Annotated in this window: 14 protein-coding genes; 7 read left to right on the top strand and 7 right to left on the bottom strand. The window is 70.2% G+C overall.

Annotated elements, in window-relative coordinates:
- Nucleotides 1–72 precede the first annotated feature (72 nt).
- On the top strand, nucleotides 73–975 hold the full coding sequence (locus ACIOC0_RS08750; RefSeq protein WP_402153863.1) for a D-alanyl-D-alanine carboxypeptidase family protein: 903 nt from the start codon (nucleotides 73–75) through the stop codon (nucleotides 973–975).
- A 77-nt stretch (nucleotides 976–1,052) separates the two neighbouring features.
- On the opposite strand, the gene ACIOC0_RS08745 is transcribed toward ACIOC0_RS08750, so the two are convergent.
- On the bottom strand, nucleotides 1,053–1,877 hold the full coding sequence (locus ACIOC0_RS08745; RefSeq protein ID WP_402153861.1) for a maleylpyruvate isomerase family mycothiol-dependent enzyme: 825 nt from the start codon (nucleotides 1,875–1,877) through the stop codon (nucleotides 1,053–1,055).
- Nucleotides 1,878–2,096: 219 nt separating this feature from the next.
- On the opposite strand from ACIOC0_RS08745, the gene ACIOC0_RS08740 reads away from it, so the two are divergent.
- A complete protein-coding gene (locus ACIOC0_RS08740; protein WP_402153859.1) occupies nucleotides 2,097–2,894 on the top strand; it encodes a carbon-nitrogen family hydrolase in 798 nt (265 codons plus the stop codon).
- A gap of 58 nt (nucleotides 2,895–2,952) precedes the next feature.
- Here ACIOC0_RS08740 and ACIOC0_RS08735 read toward each other — a convergent pair whose 3' ends face one another.
- The 4 genes from ACIOC0_RS08735 to ACIOC0_RS08720 all read right to left on the bottom strand — a co-directional run bounded on the left by ACIOC0_RS08735 (nucleotide 2,953) and on the right by ACIOC0_RS08720 (nucleotide 7,179).
- Nucleotides 2,953–3,447, bottom strand: a complete 495-nt coding sequence (locus ACIOC0_RS08735; protein WP_402153857.1) for an LURP-one-related/scramblase family protein — start codon at nucleotides 3,445–3,447, stop codon at nucleotides 2,953–2,955.
- A gap of 94 nt (nucleotides 3,448–3,541) precedes the next feature.
- A complete protein-coding gene (locus ACIOC0_RS08730) occupies nucleotides 3,542–3,787 on the bottom strand; it encodes a DUF6458 family protein (protein ID WP_352244607.1) in 246 nt (81 codons plus the stop codon).
- Between the two features lie 114 nt (nucleotides 3,788–3,901).
- On the bottom strand, nucleotides 3,902–5,194 hold the full coding sequence (locus ACIOC0_RS08725; RefSeq protein ID WP_402153855.1) for a M18 family aminopeptidase: 1,293 nt from the start codon (nucleotides 5,192–5,194) through the stop codon (nucleotides 3,902–3,904).
- 143 nt (nucleotides 5,195–5,337) lie between these two features.
- The gene (locus ACIOC0_RS08720) at nucleotides 5,338–7,179 is read right to left on the bottom strand and encodes an acyl-CoA dehydrogenase (protein ID WP_402153853.1); all 1,842 of its coding nucleotides are present in this window, start codon (nucleotides 7,177–7,179) and stop codon (nucleotides 5,338–5,340) included.
- 196 nt (nucleotides 7,180–7,375) lie between these two features.
- Between ACIOC0_RS08720 and ACIOC0_RS08715 the strand changes: the two genes are divergently transcribed.
- On the top strand, nucleotides 7,376–7,849 hold the full coding sequence (locus ACIOC0_RS08715) for an SseB family protein (protein WP_402153851.1): 474 nt from the start codon (nucleotides 7,376–7,378) through the stop codon (nucleotides 7,847–7,849).
- 143 nt (nucleotides 7,850–7,992) lie between these two features.
- Nucleotides 7,993–8,964, top strand: coding sequence for a pirin family protein (locus ACIOC0_RS08710; protein WP_402153849.1), 972 nt, complete (start codon nucleotides 7,993–7,995; stop codon nucleotides 8,962–8,964).
- 87 nt (nucleotides 8,965–9,051) lie between these two features.
- On the opposite strand, the gene ACIOC0_RS08705 is transcribed toward ACIOC0_RS08710, so the two are convergent.
- The gene (locus ACIOC0_RS08705; RefSeq protein ID WP_402153847.1) at nucleotides 9,052–9,987 is read right to left on the bottom strand and encodes a Bro-N domain-containing protein; all 936 of its coding nucleotides are present in this window, start codon (nucleotides 9,985–9,987) and stop codon (nucleotides 9,052–9,054) included.
- Between the two features lie 174 nt (nucleotides 9,988–10,161).
- Here ACIOC0_RS08705 and ACIOC0_RS08700 point away from each other — a divergent pair, with 174 nt between their 5' ends.
- A complete protein-coding gene (locus ACIOC0_RS08700) occupies nucleotides 10,162–11,235 on the top strand; it encodes an AI-2E family transporter (RefSeq protein WP_402153845.1) in 1,074 nt (357 codons plus the stop codon).
- Here ACIOC0_RS08700 and ACIOC0_RS08695 read toward each other — a convergent pair.
- Entirely contained in the window at nucleotides 11,178–13,340 is a 2,163-nt protein-coding gene (locus tag ACIOC0_RS08695; RefSeq protein ID WP_402153843.1) for a SpoIIE family protein phosphatase, read from the bottom strand. The two genes, ACIOC0_RS08700 and ACIOC0_RS08695, sit on opposite strands and share 58 nt — an antisense overlap.
- 181 nt (nucleotides 13,341–13,521) lie before the next feature.
- On the opposite strand from ACIOC0_RS08695, the gene aspS reads away from it, so the two are divergent.
- On the top strand, nucleotides 13,522–15,285 hold the full coding sequence (gene aspS / locus ACIOC0_RS08690; protein ID WP_402153841.1) for an aspartate--tRNA ligase: 1,764 nt from the start codon (nucleotides 13,522–13,524) through the stop codon (nucleotides 15,283–15,285).
- Nucleotides 15,286–15,490: 205 nt separating this feature from the next.
- Nucleotides 15,491–15,868 carry a hypothetical protein gene (locus ACIOC0_RS08685; protein ID WP_402153839.1) on the top strand — a complete coding sequence of 126 codons (378 nt, stop codon included), beginning with the start codon at nucleotides 15,491–15,493 and terminating at the stop codon, nucleotides 15,866–15,868.
- The last annotated feature ends 7 nt before the right edge of the window (nucleotides 15,869–15,875 follow it).

Raw genomic sequence — 15,875 nt, 5'->3', positions numbered from 1 at the left:
CGGCCCCTTTTCTTTCTCCCCCTTCAACCCGGCCGCACCGCAGGGGCATTCGACGTAATCGGGGTATTTCAGTTGATAACCGCCACCAAGGGCATCAGGACCCGCCGAGCCGGAGCCGTCGCCGTCACGACCGGCGCGATGCTCGCCTCCGGTGCCCTCTTCGCGGCGCCCGCGCAAGCCGTTGCGACGCCCACGATCGCCGCCAAGACCGGCTACGTGATGAACAACGCGAACGGCGCCGACCTGTACAACAAGGGTATGAACACCCGGATGTCCACGGGGTCGACGACGAAGATCATGACCGCGAAGGTCGTGCTCGCGCAGTCGAATCTCAACCTGGACGCCAAGGTCACCATCCAGATGGCCTACAGCGACTACATCGTGTCGAAGGGTGCCTCGTCCGCCCGGCTGATCGTCGGCGACAAGGTCACCGTCCGTCAGCTGCTGTACGGGCTGATGCTGCCGTCCGGCTGTGACGCCGCGTACGCGCTCGCCGACAAGTTCGGCACCGGCACGACCCGCGCCGCCCGCGTGAAGTCGTTCATCGGCAAGATGAACGCCCAGGCCAAGGCGCTCGGCATGACGAACACGAAGTTCGACTCGTTCGACGGCATCGGCAACGGCGCCAACTACTCGACGGCCAAGGACCTGACGAAGCTCGCGAGCAACGCGCTCAAGAGCCCGACGTTCCGCACCATCGTCGGCACCAAGTCGTACACGGCGAAGACGACCACCAAGACGGGCTCCACGCGCACCATGGCGCCCTGGGTCAACACCAACACGCTGCTGAGCAGCTACAGCGGCGCCATCGGCGTGAAGACGGGCTCGGGCCCGGAGGCGAAGTACTGCCTCGTCTTCGCCGCGACCCGCAAGGGCAAGACGGTCGTGGGCACGGTGCTGGCCTCCACGAGCGCGACCGTGCGCGCCCAGGACGCGACGAAGCTGCTCAACTACGGCTTCGCGCGCCTCGGCTGACGCTCCGGCGTCATGCACGCATCGGGCCCGTCGTGAACCTTCACGACGGGCCCGTCCCGTTGCTCGGTGGCGCGAGGTTACTTCGTCACGGCGAAATTCCGCAGGATCGCGTCCGTCAGCTCCGGTTCGCCCTCCGCCTTCACCCGGTCGGCGACCGCCTCCGGGGTCACCCGGCCGCAGGCCAGGCGGACGTAAGTCTCCCAGTCGAGGGAGAAGGCGGCGGCCGGCCCGAGCGCGGGGACCGTCTCCAGGGTGCCGCGGCCCTGGATGTCGACGCGGATCGTGCGCAGGAACTCCACCGGACCGTGCACGTCGAAGACGACCGCGGAACTGCGCGGCGCGTCGGCCCGGTCGGCGACGACGGCGGGCAGCTCGCCCAGCAGCACGTCCCGCGCGATGTGCGCGCCGGGGGAGTCCAGGTTGCCGGGACGGCCGAGCGCGGCGCGCAGGTCCTGCTCGTGCACCCACACGTTGAACGCGTGGTCGCGCATGGACCGCTCCAGGGTCAGCTCGGTGCCGAGAGGGCCGCGCACGGTGGCCTCGGGTGCACGCGACTCGTTGCGCAGCTGGCGGGTGCGGCGGATGATCGTGTACTCCAGCTCGGACGTCATCTCCGGCGCGGTGTGGTGCCGGCGGACGTCGACCTGGACCTCGAAGTAGCGCTGGAGGTCGGTGGCCACGTGGAAGAGGTCGCGGGGCAGGGAGTGGATCGGCCGCGGGTCGCCGTACATCTCGCAGTCCAGGCCGATGACGTGCGAGACGATGTCGCGCACCGACCAGCCCGGGCACGGCGTCCGGCGGTTCCAGTCCGCCTCAGCCAGGGGCTGCACCAGCTCGGATATCGCTTCGATGGAGTGGGTCCAGGCGTCGGCGTAGGGCTGGAGGGTGGGAGGCAGACTCACGGAACGGGACCCCTCGGCGGTCGGTACTCGGGCGGGCTGGTGGTGGCGGCGTTGCCAGCGGGAGGTGGCGGTCGGCGTCGTCTGGGGGCTCCTCGGTTCTCGGCTGGGCTCGAACCGGGGGAGACCCCCAAGTTACGCTGCTGGGAGTCACCCCGGCAGTGCTTTCGTGTGACGATCGTAGGCCCGTGTGGACGACTCGAATGCCAGGACGGTGGTAGTGTGCGCGCCTCTCTGATCCAGATCGCCGTGGAAGAGGGCGAATCGGTGCAAGCCCGGCGGGTCCGGGCCGCCGCCCTCGTACGGGAGCAGGCCGGCGCGGACCTGGTGGTGCTGCCGGAACTGTGGACGACCGGCGCGTTCGCCTATGACGCGTTCGCCGCGGAGGCCGAGCCGCTTCAGGGGCCGACGTTCGAGACGATGGCCAAGGCCGCGAGCGACGCGGGCGTGTGGCTGCACGCGGGCTCGGTCCCCGAGCGGGACGCCGCCGACGGCGCCCTCTACAACACCTCTCTCGTCTTCTCCCCCTCCGGCGACCTGGCCGCCTCCTACCGCAAGATCCACCGCTTCGGCTTCGACAAGGGCGAGGCGGTGCTGATGGGCGCGGGCCAAGACCTGGTGACGGTCCGTCTGCCGCGGACGATCCTGGGCCTCGCCACCTGTTACGACCTCCGTTTCCCCGAACTCTTCCGCGGTCTCGTCGACGCGGGCGCCGAGACCTTGGTGGTGCCGGCGGGCTGGCCGGAGCGCCGCCGGTCGCACTGGACGCTGCTGGCCCGGGCGCGGGCGGTCGAGAACCAGGCGTTCGTGCTCGCGTGTGGAACGGCCGGGACGCACGCGGAGGTTCCGCAGGCGGGTCACTCGATCGTGGTGGATCCGTGGGGTGAGGTGCTGGCCGAGGCCGGTCAGGGCGAGGAGGTCCTCACGGTCGACTTCGACCCGGCGAAGACCGCGACGACGCGCGAGCAGTTCCCGGCCCTGAAGGACAGGGTGCTCGGCCTGGAACCCCCGCGCCGCTGAGCACCGTGCCGTTGCATCGCGGCGCCGCCCGCCGGGATCGTCCGGCGGGCGCAGTGGCTCAGTCCTCCCGCTCCTTCTCCGCCAGGTGGATCACGCACACCGCGATCGCGATCAGCAGCGCCGGGTCCGCGTCCTCCCGGACGACGTCCACGCCGTACGTGTCGCGCACGTGGAGCCAGCGCCGGGAGACGACCGCGAGGAGTTCCCCGTCGTACTCGACGGCGAACTCCCGGTCGAGGATCTTCCCGCTGACGTCCAGTTCGGTGCTTCCGTCCGCCAGGGACACGCGGTAGTGGTTGCGCAGCAGCGACAGCCGTTTGCGGCGGATGGTCGCGAGCGGTTCGCCGTCCCGTTCGATCACCATGGTGTCGCGCAGCGCGAACATCTTCTGGCGGATGTCGATCAGCACCCGCCCCTGGGTGTCCTTCAGCTCGAAGGTGTCCCGCACCCGGAGCGCCTTGCCGTCGACGAGGTAGACCTGGTTGCCACGGTCGTCCTCGATCCAGTAGTCGTCACCGAAGCCGAGGATCCGGTCGCGTACGAGGAATCTCATGACGGTACGGCTTCCCCGGCGGCCGCCGGGGGACGCAGCCACTAGCCCGACGGGCCGAGCGTCCGACCCCGGCCGGGCGGCGCCGCCGCGGTGGTCACACGCCGTATCCGTCGCTGTATCCGTCGCGGCGCCGTTCCGTCTCGACCACGGTGGTCGAGGCCGGGGGCACCATCACGCGGCGGCGCCGGGCGATGCTGCTGAAGGTCGTCACGCCGATCAGGCCGACGATCATCAAGATGATGCCGACCAGGTCGAGATTGACCCCTTGCATGTCCCAGTCGGTCGCGAACGTGAGGATGGCTCCCACGGCGATGAGGATGATGCACCCGCCGAGGCCCATGAGTGTCGCCTCCCTGTCCGGTGTACCGGTCGTTCCGGTCCCTGACTCCGGATACCCCGGGAGGCAACTTGCATGCGGGGGCTCACCCTTGGTCCCGGGACGGGCCGAGAGGGATCAGCCCTCCAGGAACGCCGTCAGCGCGTTGGCCAGCAGGTACGGGTCGTCTGCGCCGCTCAACTCCCGTGCGCTGTGCATGGACAGGATGGCCACGCCGATGTCGACGGTGCGGATGCCGTGCCGGGCGGCGGTGATCGGGCCGATCGTGGTGCCGCACGGCATGGAGTTGTTGGAGACGAACGACTGGAACGGCACACCGGCCTTCTCGCAGGCGGCGGCGAACACGGCCCGGCCCGAACCGTCCGTGGCGTAGCGGTTGTTGACGTTGACCTTGAGGATCGGGCCGCCGTTCACGCGCGGGTGGTGCGTCGGATCGTGCCGCTCCGCGTAGTTGGGGTGGACCGCGTGCCCGGTGTCGGAGGAGAGGCAGACGGTGCCGGCGAAGGCCCGCGCCCGGTCCTCGTACGACCCGCCGCGCGCGAACACCGAGCGCTCCAGCACGCCGCCGAGCAGCGGGCCGTCCGCGCCGGTGTCGGACTGGGAGCCGTTCTCCTCGTGGTCGAAGGCGGCGAGCACCGGGATGAACGGCAGGCCGGCGCCGCCGGCCGCGACGGCGGCCAGTGCGGCCGTTCCGGCGTGCACGGACAGCAGGTTGTCCATGCGGGGCCCGGCGACGAGCTCCTCGTCGCGGCCGAGGTAGGCGGGCGGTTCCACGGAGTGGGTCATCAGGTCCCAGCCGGTGACCTCGCCCGCGGGCAGCCCCGACTCCTCCTCCAGGAAGGAGATCAGGTCGCCCTCGCGGACGTCGCCGAGGCCCCAGACCGGCTGGAGGTGGCGCTGCTTGTCGAGCTTGAGGCCGTCGTTGACGGCACGGTCCAGGTGGATGGCGAGCTGGGGCACCCGCAGCAGCGGCCGGCTCACGTCGACGAGCCGGGTGGAGCCGTCGCGCAGGGTCAGCCGGCCGGACAGGCCCAGGTCGCGGTCGAGCCAGGAGTTGAGCAGCGGCCCGCCGTAGATCTCCACGGCCACCTGGCGCCAGCCGTGCGCGCCGGCGTCGGGCAGCGGCTTGACGCGCAGGTTGGGGGAGTCGGTGTGCGCGCCGATGATCCTGAACGGGGTGTTCGGGGCGGCGCCCTCGGGGACGTACCAGGCCACGATCGCGCCCCCGCGCAGCACGTACTTGCCGCCGCTGCCGCCCTCCCACGCGTCCGTCTCGGCGACCTGCCGGAAACCGGCCTTCTCCAGCCGTGCCGCGGCGTTCGCCACGGCGTGGTACGGCGACGGGCTGGCCGTCAGGAAGGACATCAGGTCGTCGGTGTGGCCGCGGTCGAAGCGGGAGGGTGCGCTCATGGGGTTCACCTTAACGACGGACGAGGGCCCGCTCCCGGCGATGGGAGCAGGCCCTCGTGAGGACGGTGTGTGAGTCGGCGCAAGCGTGCCGAACCGGACGCGGCGAGCCCCGCCCGCCGCGTCCGGACAGATTCCGGCAGGTCCTAGAACGCCGCCTCGTCCAGGTCCATGAGGTCGAGCTCGACGCCGGCGGCGACCTTGCGGGCCAGGGTCACGCCCGGCAGGACGTTCGCCGCGAAGAACTTCGCCGCCGCGATCTTGCCGGTGTAGAAGGCCACGTCCTTGGAAGACAGAGCCTTGGCGGAGGCCGTCTCCAGCTTCTCGGCGGCGACGGCCGCGCCCTTGAGGAGCAGGTAGCCGACGACGACGTCGCCGGACGCCATCAGCAGGCGGGTGGTGTTGAGGCCGACCTTGTAGATGTTCTTGACGTCCTGCTCGGTGGCCGCGAGGTCGGTGAGCATCAGGCCGACGATGGCCTCCAGCTCGACGGCCGCCTTCGCCAGGTGCTCGCGGGCCGCGGAGAGGTCCTCGCCGCCGGTGCCGAGCGCGAGGAACTTCTTGATGTCCTCGGCGAGGGAGTTCAGCGCCGCGCCCTGGTTGCGGACGATCTTCCGGAAGAAGAAGTCCTGACCCTGGATCGCCGTCGTGCCCTCGTACAGGGTGTCGATCTTGGCGTCCCGGATGTACTGCTCGATCGGGTACTCCTGCAGGAAGCCGGAGCCGCCGAAGGTCTGCAGCGACTGGGCGAGCTGCTCGTAGCCCTTCTCGGAGCCGTAGCCCTTGACGATGGGCAGGAGCAGGTCGTTGAGGGCCTCCAGCGCGGAGACGTCCTCGCCTGCGGCCTCCTTGACCTGGATCTCGTCCTGGATCGAGGCGGTGTAGAGCACCAGCGCGCGCATGCCCTCCGCGTACGCCTTCTGCGTCATCAGCGAGCGGCGCACGTCGGGGTGGTGGGTGATGGTGACCTTGGGCGCGGTCTTGTCCATGAAGTTCGCGAGGTCGGGACCCTGGACGCGCTCCTTGGCGTACTCCAGCGCGTTCAGGTAGCCCGTCGACAGCGTGGAGATCGCCTTCGTGCCGACCATCATGCGGGCGAACTCGATGATGCGGAACATCTGGCGGATGCCGTCGTGCTTGTCGCCGATCAGCCAGCCCTTGGCGGGGTGGCGGTCGCCGAAGGTCATCTCGCAGGTGTTGGAGGCCTTCAGGCCCATCTTGTGCTCGACGTTCGTCGCGTAGACGCCGTTGCGCTCGCCCAGCTCGCCGGTCTCGAAGTCGAAGAGGTACTTCGGCACGAGGAAGAGGGACAGGCCCTTGGTGCCGGGGCCGTGGCCCTCGGGACGGGCGAGGACGTAGTGGAGGATGTTCTCCTCCATGTCGTGCTCACCGGAGGTGATGAAGCGCTTCACGCCCTCGATGTGCCAGGAGCCGTCCTCCTGCTGGACCGCCTTGGTGCGGCCGGCGCCGACGTCGGAACCGGCGTCGGGCTCGGTGAGGACCATCGTGGAGCCCCACTGCTTCTCCACGGCGACCTTGGCGATGTGCTTCTGGACCTCGTTGCCCTCCTCGAAGAGGATGCCGGCGAACGCGGGGCCCGAGGAGTACATCCAGACGGCCGGGTTGGCGCCCAGGATCAGTTCGGCGAAGGCCCAGATCAGGGAGCGGGGGGAGGTGGTGCCGCCGATCTCCTCGGGCAGGCCCAGGCGCCAGTACTCCGAGTCCATGAACGCCTTGTAGCTCTTCTTGAAGGACGCCGGGACGGGCGCGGTGTTGGTCTCCGGGTCGAAGACCGGCGGGTTGCGGTCGGCGTCGGCGAAGGACTCGGCCAGCTCGTTCTCGGAGAGGCGGGTCAGCTCCTCCAGGATGCTCTTGGCGGTCTCGGTGTCCATCTCCCCGAACGGACCGGTGCCGTACACCTTGTCGCGTCCGAGTACTTCGAAGAGGTTGAACTCGATGTCGCGGAGATTCGACTTGTAGTGCCCCATGGCGACGGCTCCCGTGATCCGTTGAAGAGATCGGCGAGGCACTGTGGTTCCTCGCGCTAGTTCGCTTACCAACAAGTAGCTACCGATGATGCTACCCGTCGGTAATAAGTCGCAACCCCGTCGGGGAAGGTGTGACGCGTCAGACCGCAACGCCGTCCCGGCCCGCCCCGCGGCGGCGCTCGGTACGCTTGCGCTCATGTATGGATACGGCCAGCCCATGGACGGGAGCGGCACGCAGCAGCAGTACGCCCCGCCGCAGCAGCCCATGGCCGGCGGCTACGGGCAGCAGCCGCCCCTGTACCCCGAGCCGTCCCCGCCCTCGCTCGCGGACGCGGTACGCGCCTTCACCACCGGCCAGATGGTCGCCGAGGACTTCCAGCAGGTCTTCGCGACCTCGAAGGTCTATTGTCCGCGCGGCGACAACCCGGGCTTCCTCGCCCTGCACAACACCCAGCAGCCGGTGATCCCGATGTTCACCACGCTGAAGGAGCTGCGCCGTTACGCGGGCAAGGAGTCCAAGTACTTCGTGATCTCCGGTTCCGAGGTGCTCGACCTGCTGCCCACCGGCTACGGCTTCGTCCTCGACATGGAGGGCGAGCACCGGATGGTCTTCGACGCGAAGGCGGTCGAGCAGATGGTGGACTTCGCGATGCGCCGGATGTACGGGTAGTCGATCTTCTCGTCTTGTGACGTTCCTCGTCTTGTGACGGTGGGAGCCCGGAGGGAATGTCCTCCGGGCTCTCGTCGTTCTGGGTGGCAGAAAGTTCAACGCTCAACTAAAGTGGTCCGCACGTCGCCCAAGGAGGTACCGACATGCCCGCCGTGACCGTCGAGAACCCGCTGACGCTGCCCCGCGTGGCCCCCGCGGCCGACGCCGTGGCCCGTCCCGTGCTCGCCGTCACCACCGCGCCCAGCGGATACGAGGGCGAGGGCTTCCCGGTGCGCCGGGCCTTCGCGGGGATCAACTACCGCCACCTCGACCCGTTCATCATGATGGATCAGATGGGTGAGGTGGAGTATCAGCCTGGGGAACCGAAGGGGACCCCGTGGCACCCGCATCGCGGCTTCGAGACCGTCACCTACATCATCGACGGGATCTTCGACCACCAGGACTCCAACGGCGGTGGCGGCACCATCACCGACGGGGACACCCAGTGGATGACGGCGGGCGCGGGTCTGCTGCACATCGAGGCCCCGCCGGAGCACCTGGTGGTGTCCGGTGGTCTCTTCCACGGGCTCCAGCTGTGGGTGAACCTGCCGGCCAGGGACAAGATGATGCCTCCGCGCTACCAGGACATCCGCGGCGGCAGCGTCCAACTGCTCACCACCCCCGACGGCGGCGGACTGCTCCGCGTCATCGCCGGTGAGCTGGACGGCCACGCCGGTCCCGGCATCACGCACACGCCGATCACGATGGTCCACGCGACGGTGGCGCCGGGCGCGGAGGTCACCCTGCCGTGGCGGGAGGACTTCAACGGGCTCGCGTACGTGCTGGCGGGCAAGGGCGCGGTCGGTGCCGAGCGCCGGCCCATCCACCTGGGCCAGACCGCCGTCTTCGGCACGGGCGGCTCGCTGACCGTCCGCGCGGACGAGAAGCAGGACTCCCACACGCCGGACCTGGAGGTCGTCCTCCTCGGCGGACAGCCGATCCGCGAGCCGATGGCCCACTACGGCCCGTTCGTCATGAACACCCGTGACGAACTCCAGCAGGCGTTCGAGGATTTCCAGAAGGGACGGCTCGGAACGATCCCGGCGGTGCACGGAATGACGGAGAAGGGCCTGTAGGCCCGCGGGAACCGGTACGGTACGAAACGGGCCCGAAGCCGCAAAGTGTTCTTGCGGCTTCGGGCCCGCTCGATGCGCCGGGGCCGGTTACGGCAGCGCGCAGTACGGCGTTCCGTCCGGGCCGCGTCCCGCCCGCCGCACGCATCCCTGCTCGAACAGCAGGTCGAGGCAGTCGCGTACTCGCGACGGCGACAGCCCGGTCCGTGCGGCGATCTCCTCCACGCGGTACGCGGCCCCACCGTGCAGCAGCGCCGGGGCCAGGAAGGCCGCCACCTTGTGCACGTCCTCCGTGACGACGAGGTTGTCCGCCCTCCACTTGGTGAGGAGCTGCTGGGGCGTCAACGCCGGCGCCGAAGTGGTGCGGGAGCGGTCGGGGGGCTGCCGGAGACTCTGCGCGATGTCACGCAGAGCGTCAGCCATGGTGTCCTGGCTGCGGCTGATCTGCCGCAGCAGGTCGTTCCGCTCCTCCTGGAACGCCAGCATCATCTCGTCCGCCCGGATGTTCCGCTCCTCCAGGCGCACGATGGCGTCGGCGACCTGGTCCGGCATCACGTAGGCGGTGACCTTGGCGTCGGCGGGTTGCACGGGAGCAGGCTGCAAGGCGTAGAAGCCGTCGCGCTGGATCGTCTCGATGACCTCGCAGACCCAGTCCTTGAAGGGCTGGGCCTCCGGTTTCGTGCACCCGTTGACGAGCTGGACGAGTCCCTTGAGATTCACCAACTTCATCGTCTTGCGCAGGCCGTGACCTGCGATGTTGCGCGATGCGTCGCTGTGGCCGACGCTTCGCGCAATATCGCCCAGCGTTGTTGCGTGCTGTTGTGACACCACGCTGTTCACCGCGTCGCGCGTGTTCGCGTAGCCGAGATTCCGTGCCACGTCGGTCGCGGGGAACCAGTGCTCCCCCTCCGGCGTGGTCAGCCTCCGTACCCGCGCTCCCGTGGCCGCGAACACGAAGTCGTTGATGTCGATCGCGTCCTGCCGTGCCGTCGGCTCGTGCGGCGGCGTGTCGTTGTGCTCGTACATCGAGCATCACCTCCAGCCACGGAAGCTAGGCAGGCGCATATGCGGCCCGCATGGCCCGAAAGGAAGTTCACCCGTCAGGGCAACGAGGTATCGATTCTGCGGTTGGTGACGCCCAGTCACCCGGCTGGGGCGCCTCCGGGAGACATGGGGCGGGGACCGTGGTGCGCTGAGGGGGTGCGTCTGCTGCCCGAAGCCGTTCGTCGTCTCGCTGCCTGGTGTGCCGTCGTCCTGCTCGTGTCGGGCGTCGGGTACGTCGGGATCCGGCTGTGCGCGGAGCTGCGCACAGCCGTCGTGCCGGTGCTGCTCGCGCTGCTGGGGAGCGCGCTGCTCGGGCCCTTCCACCGGCGGATGGTGAAGGCGCGGGTGAACCGGTCGGTGGCCGCCGCCGTCACGTGCGTGGCGGTGGTGGCGGTGGTCGGCGGGGCCGTCTACATCGTCGTCGCCGCGCTCATCGACAGCGGGGACGAGATCGTCGCCTCGCTGAAGGAGGCGGCACGGGGGCTGACCCGGCACTTCGGGGCGGCAGGCACCTCGCTCGACGACGTCGCCTCCAACGCCCGGGAACTGCTCCGCAAGTTCGGCGGGACCGCGGCCTCCGGGGTGATCAGCGGGGTGAGCGTGGTGGGCGAGAGCATCGCCATGGCGGTGCTGGCGCTCCTGCTCGTCTTCTTCTTCCTGCGCGACTCCGACCGCGCCGTCGACGGGCTGCGGGCCGTCGCCCCGCGCGGGACCGCGGACACGGTGGAGGCGATGGCGCGGCGGGCCTTCCGCGCCGTCGAGGGGTTCATGCGGGGGACGACCTTGATCGCCTTCATCGACGCCGTCTGCATCAGCGTCGGACTGCTCGTCCTGGGCGTGCCCGGCGCGGCGGGGCTGGGCGCGCTGGTCTTCGTCGGCGCCTACATCCCCTATCTGGGCGCCTTCCTCTCCGGCGGGGTCGCCGTGCTGGTGGCGCTCGCCGACCGGGGGTTCGTCATCGCGCTGTGGGCGCTCGGGGTGGTGCTCGCCGTGCAGGTGCTGGAGGGGCATGTGCTCCAGCCGCTGATCCAGAGCCGGACCGTGCAGATGCACCCGGCGGTGGTGATGCTGACGATCACCGCGGGCGCCTCCGTCGCCGGGATCCTCGGCATGCTGCTCGCCGTACCGCTGACGGCCGCCGCGTTCGGGGTGATGTACGAACTGCGGGAGCGCTACACCGCTCCCCCGGAGACCGGAGCGCCGGGAACCCCGTCAGCGGGGGGCTCGTAGAGCTCGAACCAGATGCTCTTCCCCTGGCCGCGCGGGGACACCCCCCATGCGTTCGCGAGCAGTTCGATGAGGATCAGGCCGCGGCCCGAGGACGCCAGCTCGCCGGGGCTGCGCTTGTGGGGCAGGTCGTCGCTGGTGTCGGTGACCTCGATGCGGATACGGCGTCCGCCGGGCGGACCGGTGACCTCGGCGACGAGCAGCGCGTCGGCATCCGTGTGCACGAGCACGTTGGTCAGCGTCTCGGACACCAGCAGGACCGCCGAGTCGACCTGGTCGGCGCAGGGCCAGTCGTGCAGCAGCTCGCGCAGCTGCTGCCTGGCCTCGGCGACCCGCTCGGGCTCGGCCTGGGCGACCGTCAGCATGGTCCGCCGCCCGGACGGCCGTGCGGGTGAGGCGTGCCGGGAGAGGAGGACGACGGCGATGTCGTCCTCGCGGCGGTCGGCCAGCGGGCCGGTGGTGTGGTGCGACGAAGGGCCGTGCACGGCCTGGACCAGCGCGTCGGCCAGCTCCTCCAGGTCTCCCTCGTGCGCCTCCAGCGTCTTGCGGACCCGGCCCCAGCCGGTGTCGAGGTCGTGTCCGCCGGTCTCCAGCAGACCGTCGGTGCACAGCATCAGCGCCTCGCCGGGCTCCAGGGCGAGCCGGGTGGTGGGGTAGTCGGAGTCCGGGTCGATGCCCAGCGGGAGCCCGCCGGCCGTGGCCCGGACCAGGACGGTGCCGTCGGTCATCCGGACCGCCGGGTCGAGATGGCCGGCCCGGGCGGTCTCCAGGATCCCGGTCACCGGGTCGACCTCCACATAGAGGCAGGTCGCGAAGCGGGGATCGGCGGGGGCGTCGGCGTCGCCGGTGTGGATGAGACCGTGGAAGAAGCGGGAGGCGCGGGAGAGGACGGCGTCGGGGCGGTGGCCCTCGGAGGCGTAGGCCCGCAGCGCTATGCGCAGCTGTCCCATCAGGCCGGCGGCGCGTACGTCATGACCCTGGACGTCGCCGATGACCAGGGCGAAACGGCCGCCCTCGGACGCCGTGCGGGAGGCGCCTCCCGGCAGCGGGATCACGTCGTACCAGTCGCCGCCGACCTGGAGGCCGCCGCCGGTCGGGATGTAGCGGGCGGCGAGGGTCATGCCCGGGATCTCCGGGCCGAGCGTGGGCAGCATGGAGCGCTGCAGCCCGTCGGTCAGTTCGCGCTGGGTCTCGGCGGCACCGGCCCGGGTCAGGGCCTGGGCGAGCATCCGGGCCACGGTCGTGAGCACGGACCGCTCGTCGGGAGTGAACGCCACCGGGTGGGTGAACGCCGCCATCCAGGCGCCCATCGTGCGGCCGGCCACCGTCAGCGGCAGGAACGCCCAGGACTGGCGGCCGAAGTGCGAGGCCAGCGGCCAGGTCAGCGGATAGCGCTCCTTGTACTGACCGGGCGAGGACAGATACACGGCCCGGCCGGTGCGGACCACCTCCGCCGCCGGATAGTCGGTCTGGAGCGACATCTGGGTGAACGGGTCCTCTTCGCGCTCCTTCTGCCCGTGGTGCCCTATGACCGTCAGCCGGTCGCCCTCGACGCCGAAGACCGCCAGTCCGTCCGGGGAGAAGCCCGGCATCGACAGCGCCGCCGCGACCCGCAGCACCTCCTCCGTGGAGCGCGCCTCCGCGAGCGCACGGCCCGCGTCCAGCAGGAACGCCTCCCGGGAGCGCCGCCAGTCGCCGGTGACGGCGGTGCGTCCGGCGGGGGTGCCGGGCCGGGGCTCGGTGACCTCCTGGAGGGTGCCGATCAGTTCGTAGGCCCGCAGCTCCGGGTCGAACGACGGCTTGGAACGGCTGCGGGCCACCCGGACGACCCGCCCTTGATCGTCCATGATCCGGATGCGCACCTCGGCGAGGGTGCCCTCGGCGACGGCGAGCTGGACCACGCCGGTGATCTCGTTCCAGTCGACGGGGTGCAGCCGGGCCCGGGCCTGGGCCTCCGTGAGGACGGCCTCCTCGGCGGGCAGGCCGAGCAGCCTGGCCGCCTCGGCGTCGACGGTGACCAGCCCGGTGGCCGTGCTCCAGTGCCACAGGCCGGTCGCGAGAGAGGCGAGGACCTCTCCCACGGCGGGCAGAGGCTCGCCAGTGCGCATTGACCTACTTTAAGAACAGGCGATCGAAGCGTGCCACTGTTCACCGATCGATCACCCCGCGCGGAATGGAGGGGAGCCGACCGTGGGCCGCCCGGTACGCTGGGGGTTGTTTCACGTGAAACACGTGACCGCGGCACAGATCGCGACACAGCCCCCGACCGCGAAGACTGGATGAACGACGATGCATCGGTACAGGTCCCACACCTGCGGCGAGCTCCGCGCCTCTGACGTCGGCACCGACGTCCGGCTGAGTGGCTGGCTGCACAATCGGCGCGACCTGGGCGGCATCCTCTTCATCGATCTCCGCGATCACTACGGCATCACGCAGCTGGTGGCCCGTCCCGGGACGCCCGCCTACGACGCCCTCGACCGGCTGACCAAGGAGTCGACCGTCCGCGTCGACGGCAAGGTCGTCTCCCGTGGCGCGGAGAACGTCAACCCCGATCTGCCCACCGGTGAGGTCGAGGTCGAGGTCGGCGAGGTGGAGCTGCTCGGCGCCGCCCAGCCGCTCCCCTTCACCATCAACGCCGAGGACGGCGTCAACGAGGAGCGGCGCCTGGAGTACCGCTTCCTGGACCTGCGCCGCGAGCGCATGCACCGCAACATCATGCTGCGCACGGCGGTCATCTCCGCCATCCGCCACAAGATGGTGGCCCTCGGCTTCAACGAGATGGCGACCCCGATCCTCACCGCGACCTCCCCCGAGGGCGCGCGTGACTTCGTGGTCCCCTCCCGGCTGCACCCGGGCCGGTTCTACGCCCTTCCGCAGGCCCCGCAGCAGTTCAAGCAGCTGCTGATGATCTCCGGCTTCGACCGCTACTTCCAGATCGCGCCCTGCTTCCGTGACGAGGACGCCCGCGCGGACCGCTCGCCGGGCGAGTTCTACCAGCTCGACGTCGAGATGAGCTTCGTCGAGCAGGAGGACGTCTTCCAGCCGATCGAGAAGCTGATGACCGAGCTGTTCACGGAGTTCGGCAACGGCCGCGAGGTCACCTCCCCCTTCCCGCGGATCCCGTTCCGTGAGGCGATGCTGAAGTACGGCTCCGACAAGCCGGACCTGCGCGCCCAGCTGGAGCTGGTGGACATCACCGACGTCTTCGAGGGCTCGGAGTTCAAGGCCTTCGCCGGCAAGCACGTGCGCGCGCTGCCCGTGCCCGCGGTGCAGGACCAGCCCCGCAAGTTCTTCGACCAGCTCGGCGACTACGCCGTCTCGCAGGGTGCGAAGGGCCTGGCGTGGGTGCGGGTCGCCGAGGACGGTTCGCTGTCCGGCCCGATCGCGAAGTTCCTCACCGAGGAGAACGTCGCCGAGCTGACCAAGCGCCTGTCGCTGGCCGCCGGGCACGCCGTGTTCTTCGGCGCCGGCGAGTTCGACGAGGTCTCCAAGATCATGGGCGCGGTGCGCGTCGAGGCCGCGAAGCGCTCCGGCCACTTCGAGGAGAACGTCTTCCGCTTCTGCTGGATCGTCGACTTCCCGATGTTCGAGAAGGACGAGGAGACCGGCCGGATCGACTTCTCGCACAACCCCTTCTCCATGCCGCAGGGTGGCATGGACGCCCTGGAGAACCAGGACCCGCTGGACGTCCTGGCCTGGCAGTACGACATCGTCTGCAACGGCGTCGAGCTGTCCTCCGGCGCGATCCGGAACCACGAGCCGGACATCATGCTCAAGGCGTTCGGCATCGCCGGCTACGACGAGGAGACCGTGGAGCGCGAGTTCGCCGGCATGCTGCGCGCGCTGCGCTTCGGCGCCCCGCCGCACGGTGGCATCGCCCCCGGCGTCGACCGCATCGTGATGCTGCTGGCCGACGAGCCCAACATCCGCGAGACGATCGCCTTCCCGCTCAACGGAAACGCCCAGGACCTGATGATGGGCGCGCCGACGGAGCTGGATGAGGCGCGGCTGCGTGAGCTGCACCTGAGCGTGCGCAAGCCGCAGCCGAAGTAAGGCGCAGTCGGCGAGCGCGAGGCGCTGACCTGGAAAGGGACCTGGAACCGACATCGGTTCCAGGTCCCTTTCGCATGGGCGGGCAAAGGTCGCCTTCCTCTCACCGGGGGCGCACAGGAATCACGGAGGACGCCCACAGCGGCCTGCCGTTCCATGGAGGGCGAGGCCGGCGCGGGCCGGCGGGGCAGGGAGGAAAGCCACAGCCATGGGGTTCACGATCACGCTCTCGGTGCTGCTGATCGCAGGCGCGGTCGCCGGGATCGTCGTCCGGCGACGCGGCCGCCGGGTCCGTCGCCCGTCCGGCCTGGACGCCGAGGCGGAGGCGAACCACTGGCTCGTCCGGCTGGGCGGAGGCATGACCCCACCCGACCCGCGGACCTGGGAGGGCGCGGACGAGGGGGTGGCGCGGGCGCTGACCAGCGCGGCGGAATGCCACCGGCGGGCCCGGGCGCTGCTGGCGAGCGCGCGTACGGCGGTGGAGTACGAGGAAGTCACACGAACGGCCAGGGAAGGGCTGGAGCATCTGCGCCAGGCACACACGGGTCTGGGCCTGGCGTCGGCCACCGCGCCCGTCGACCGCTGACCCATGA

This window comes from Streptomyces sp. NPDC088254 (assembly GCF_044740925.1).
Taxonomy (GTDB): domain Bacteria; phylum Actinomycetota; class Actinomycetes; order Streptomycetales; family Streptomycetaceae; genus Streptomyces.
Note: the sequence above shows the minus strand (reverse complement) of the source record. Positions and strands in the feature narration are given on the sequence as shown.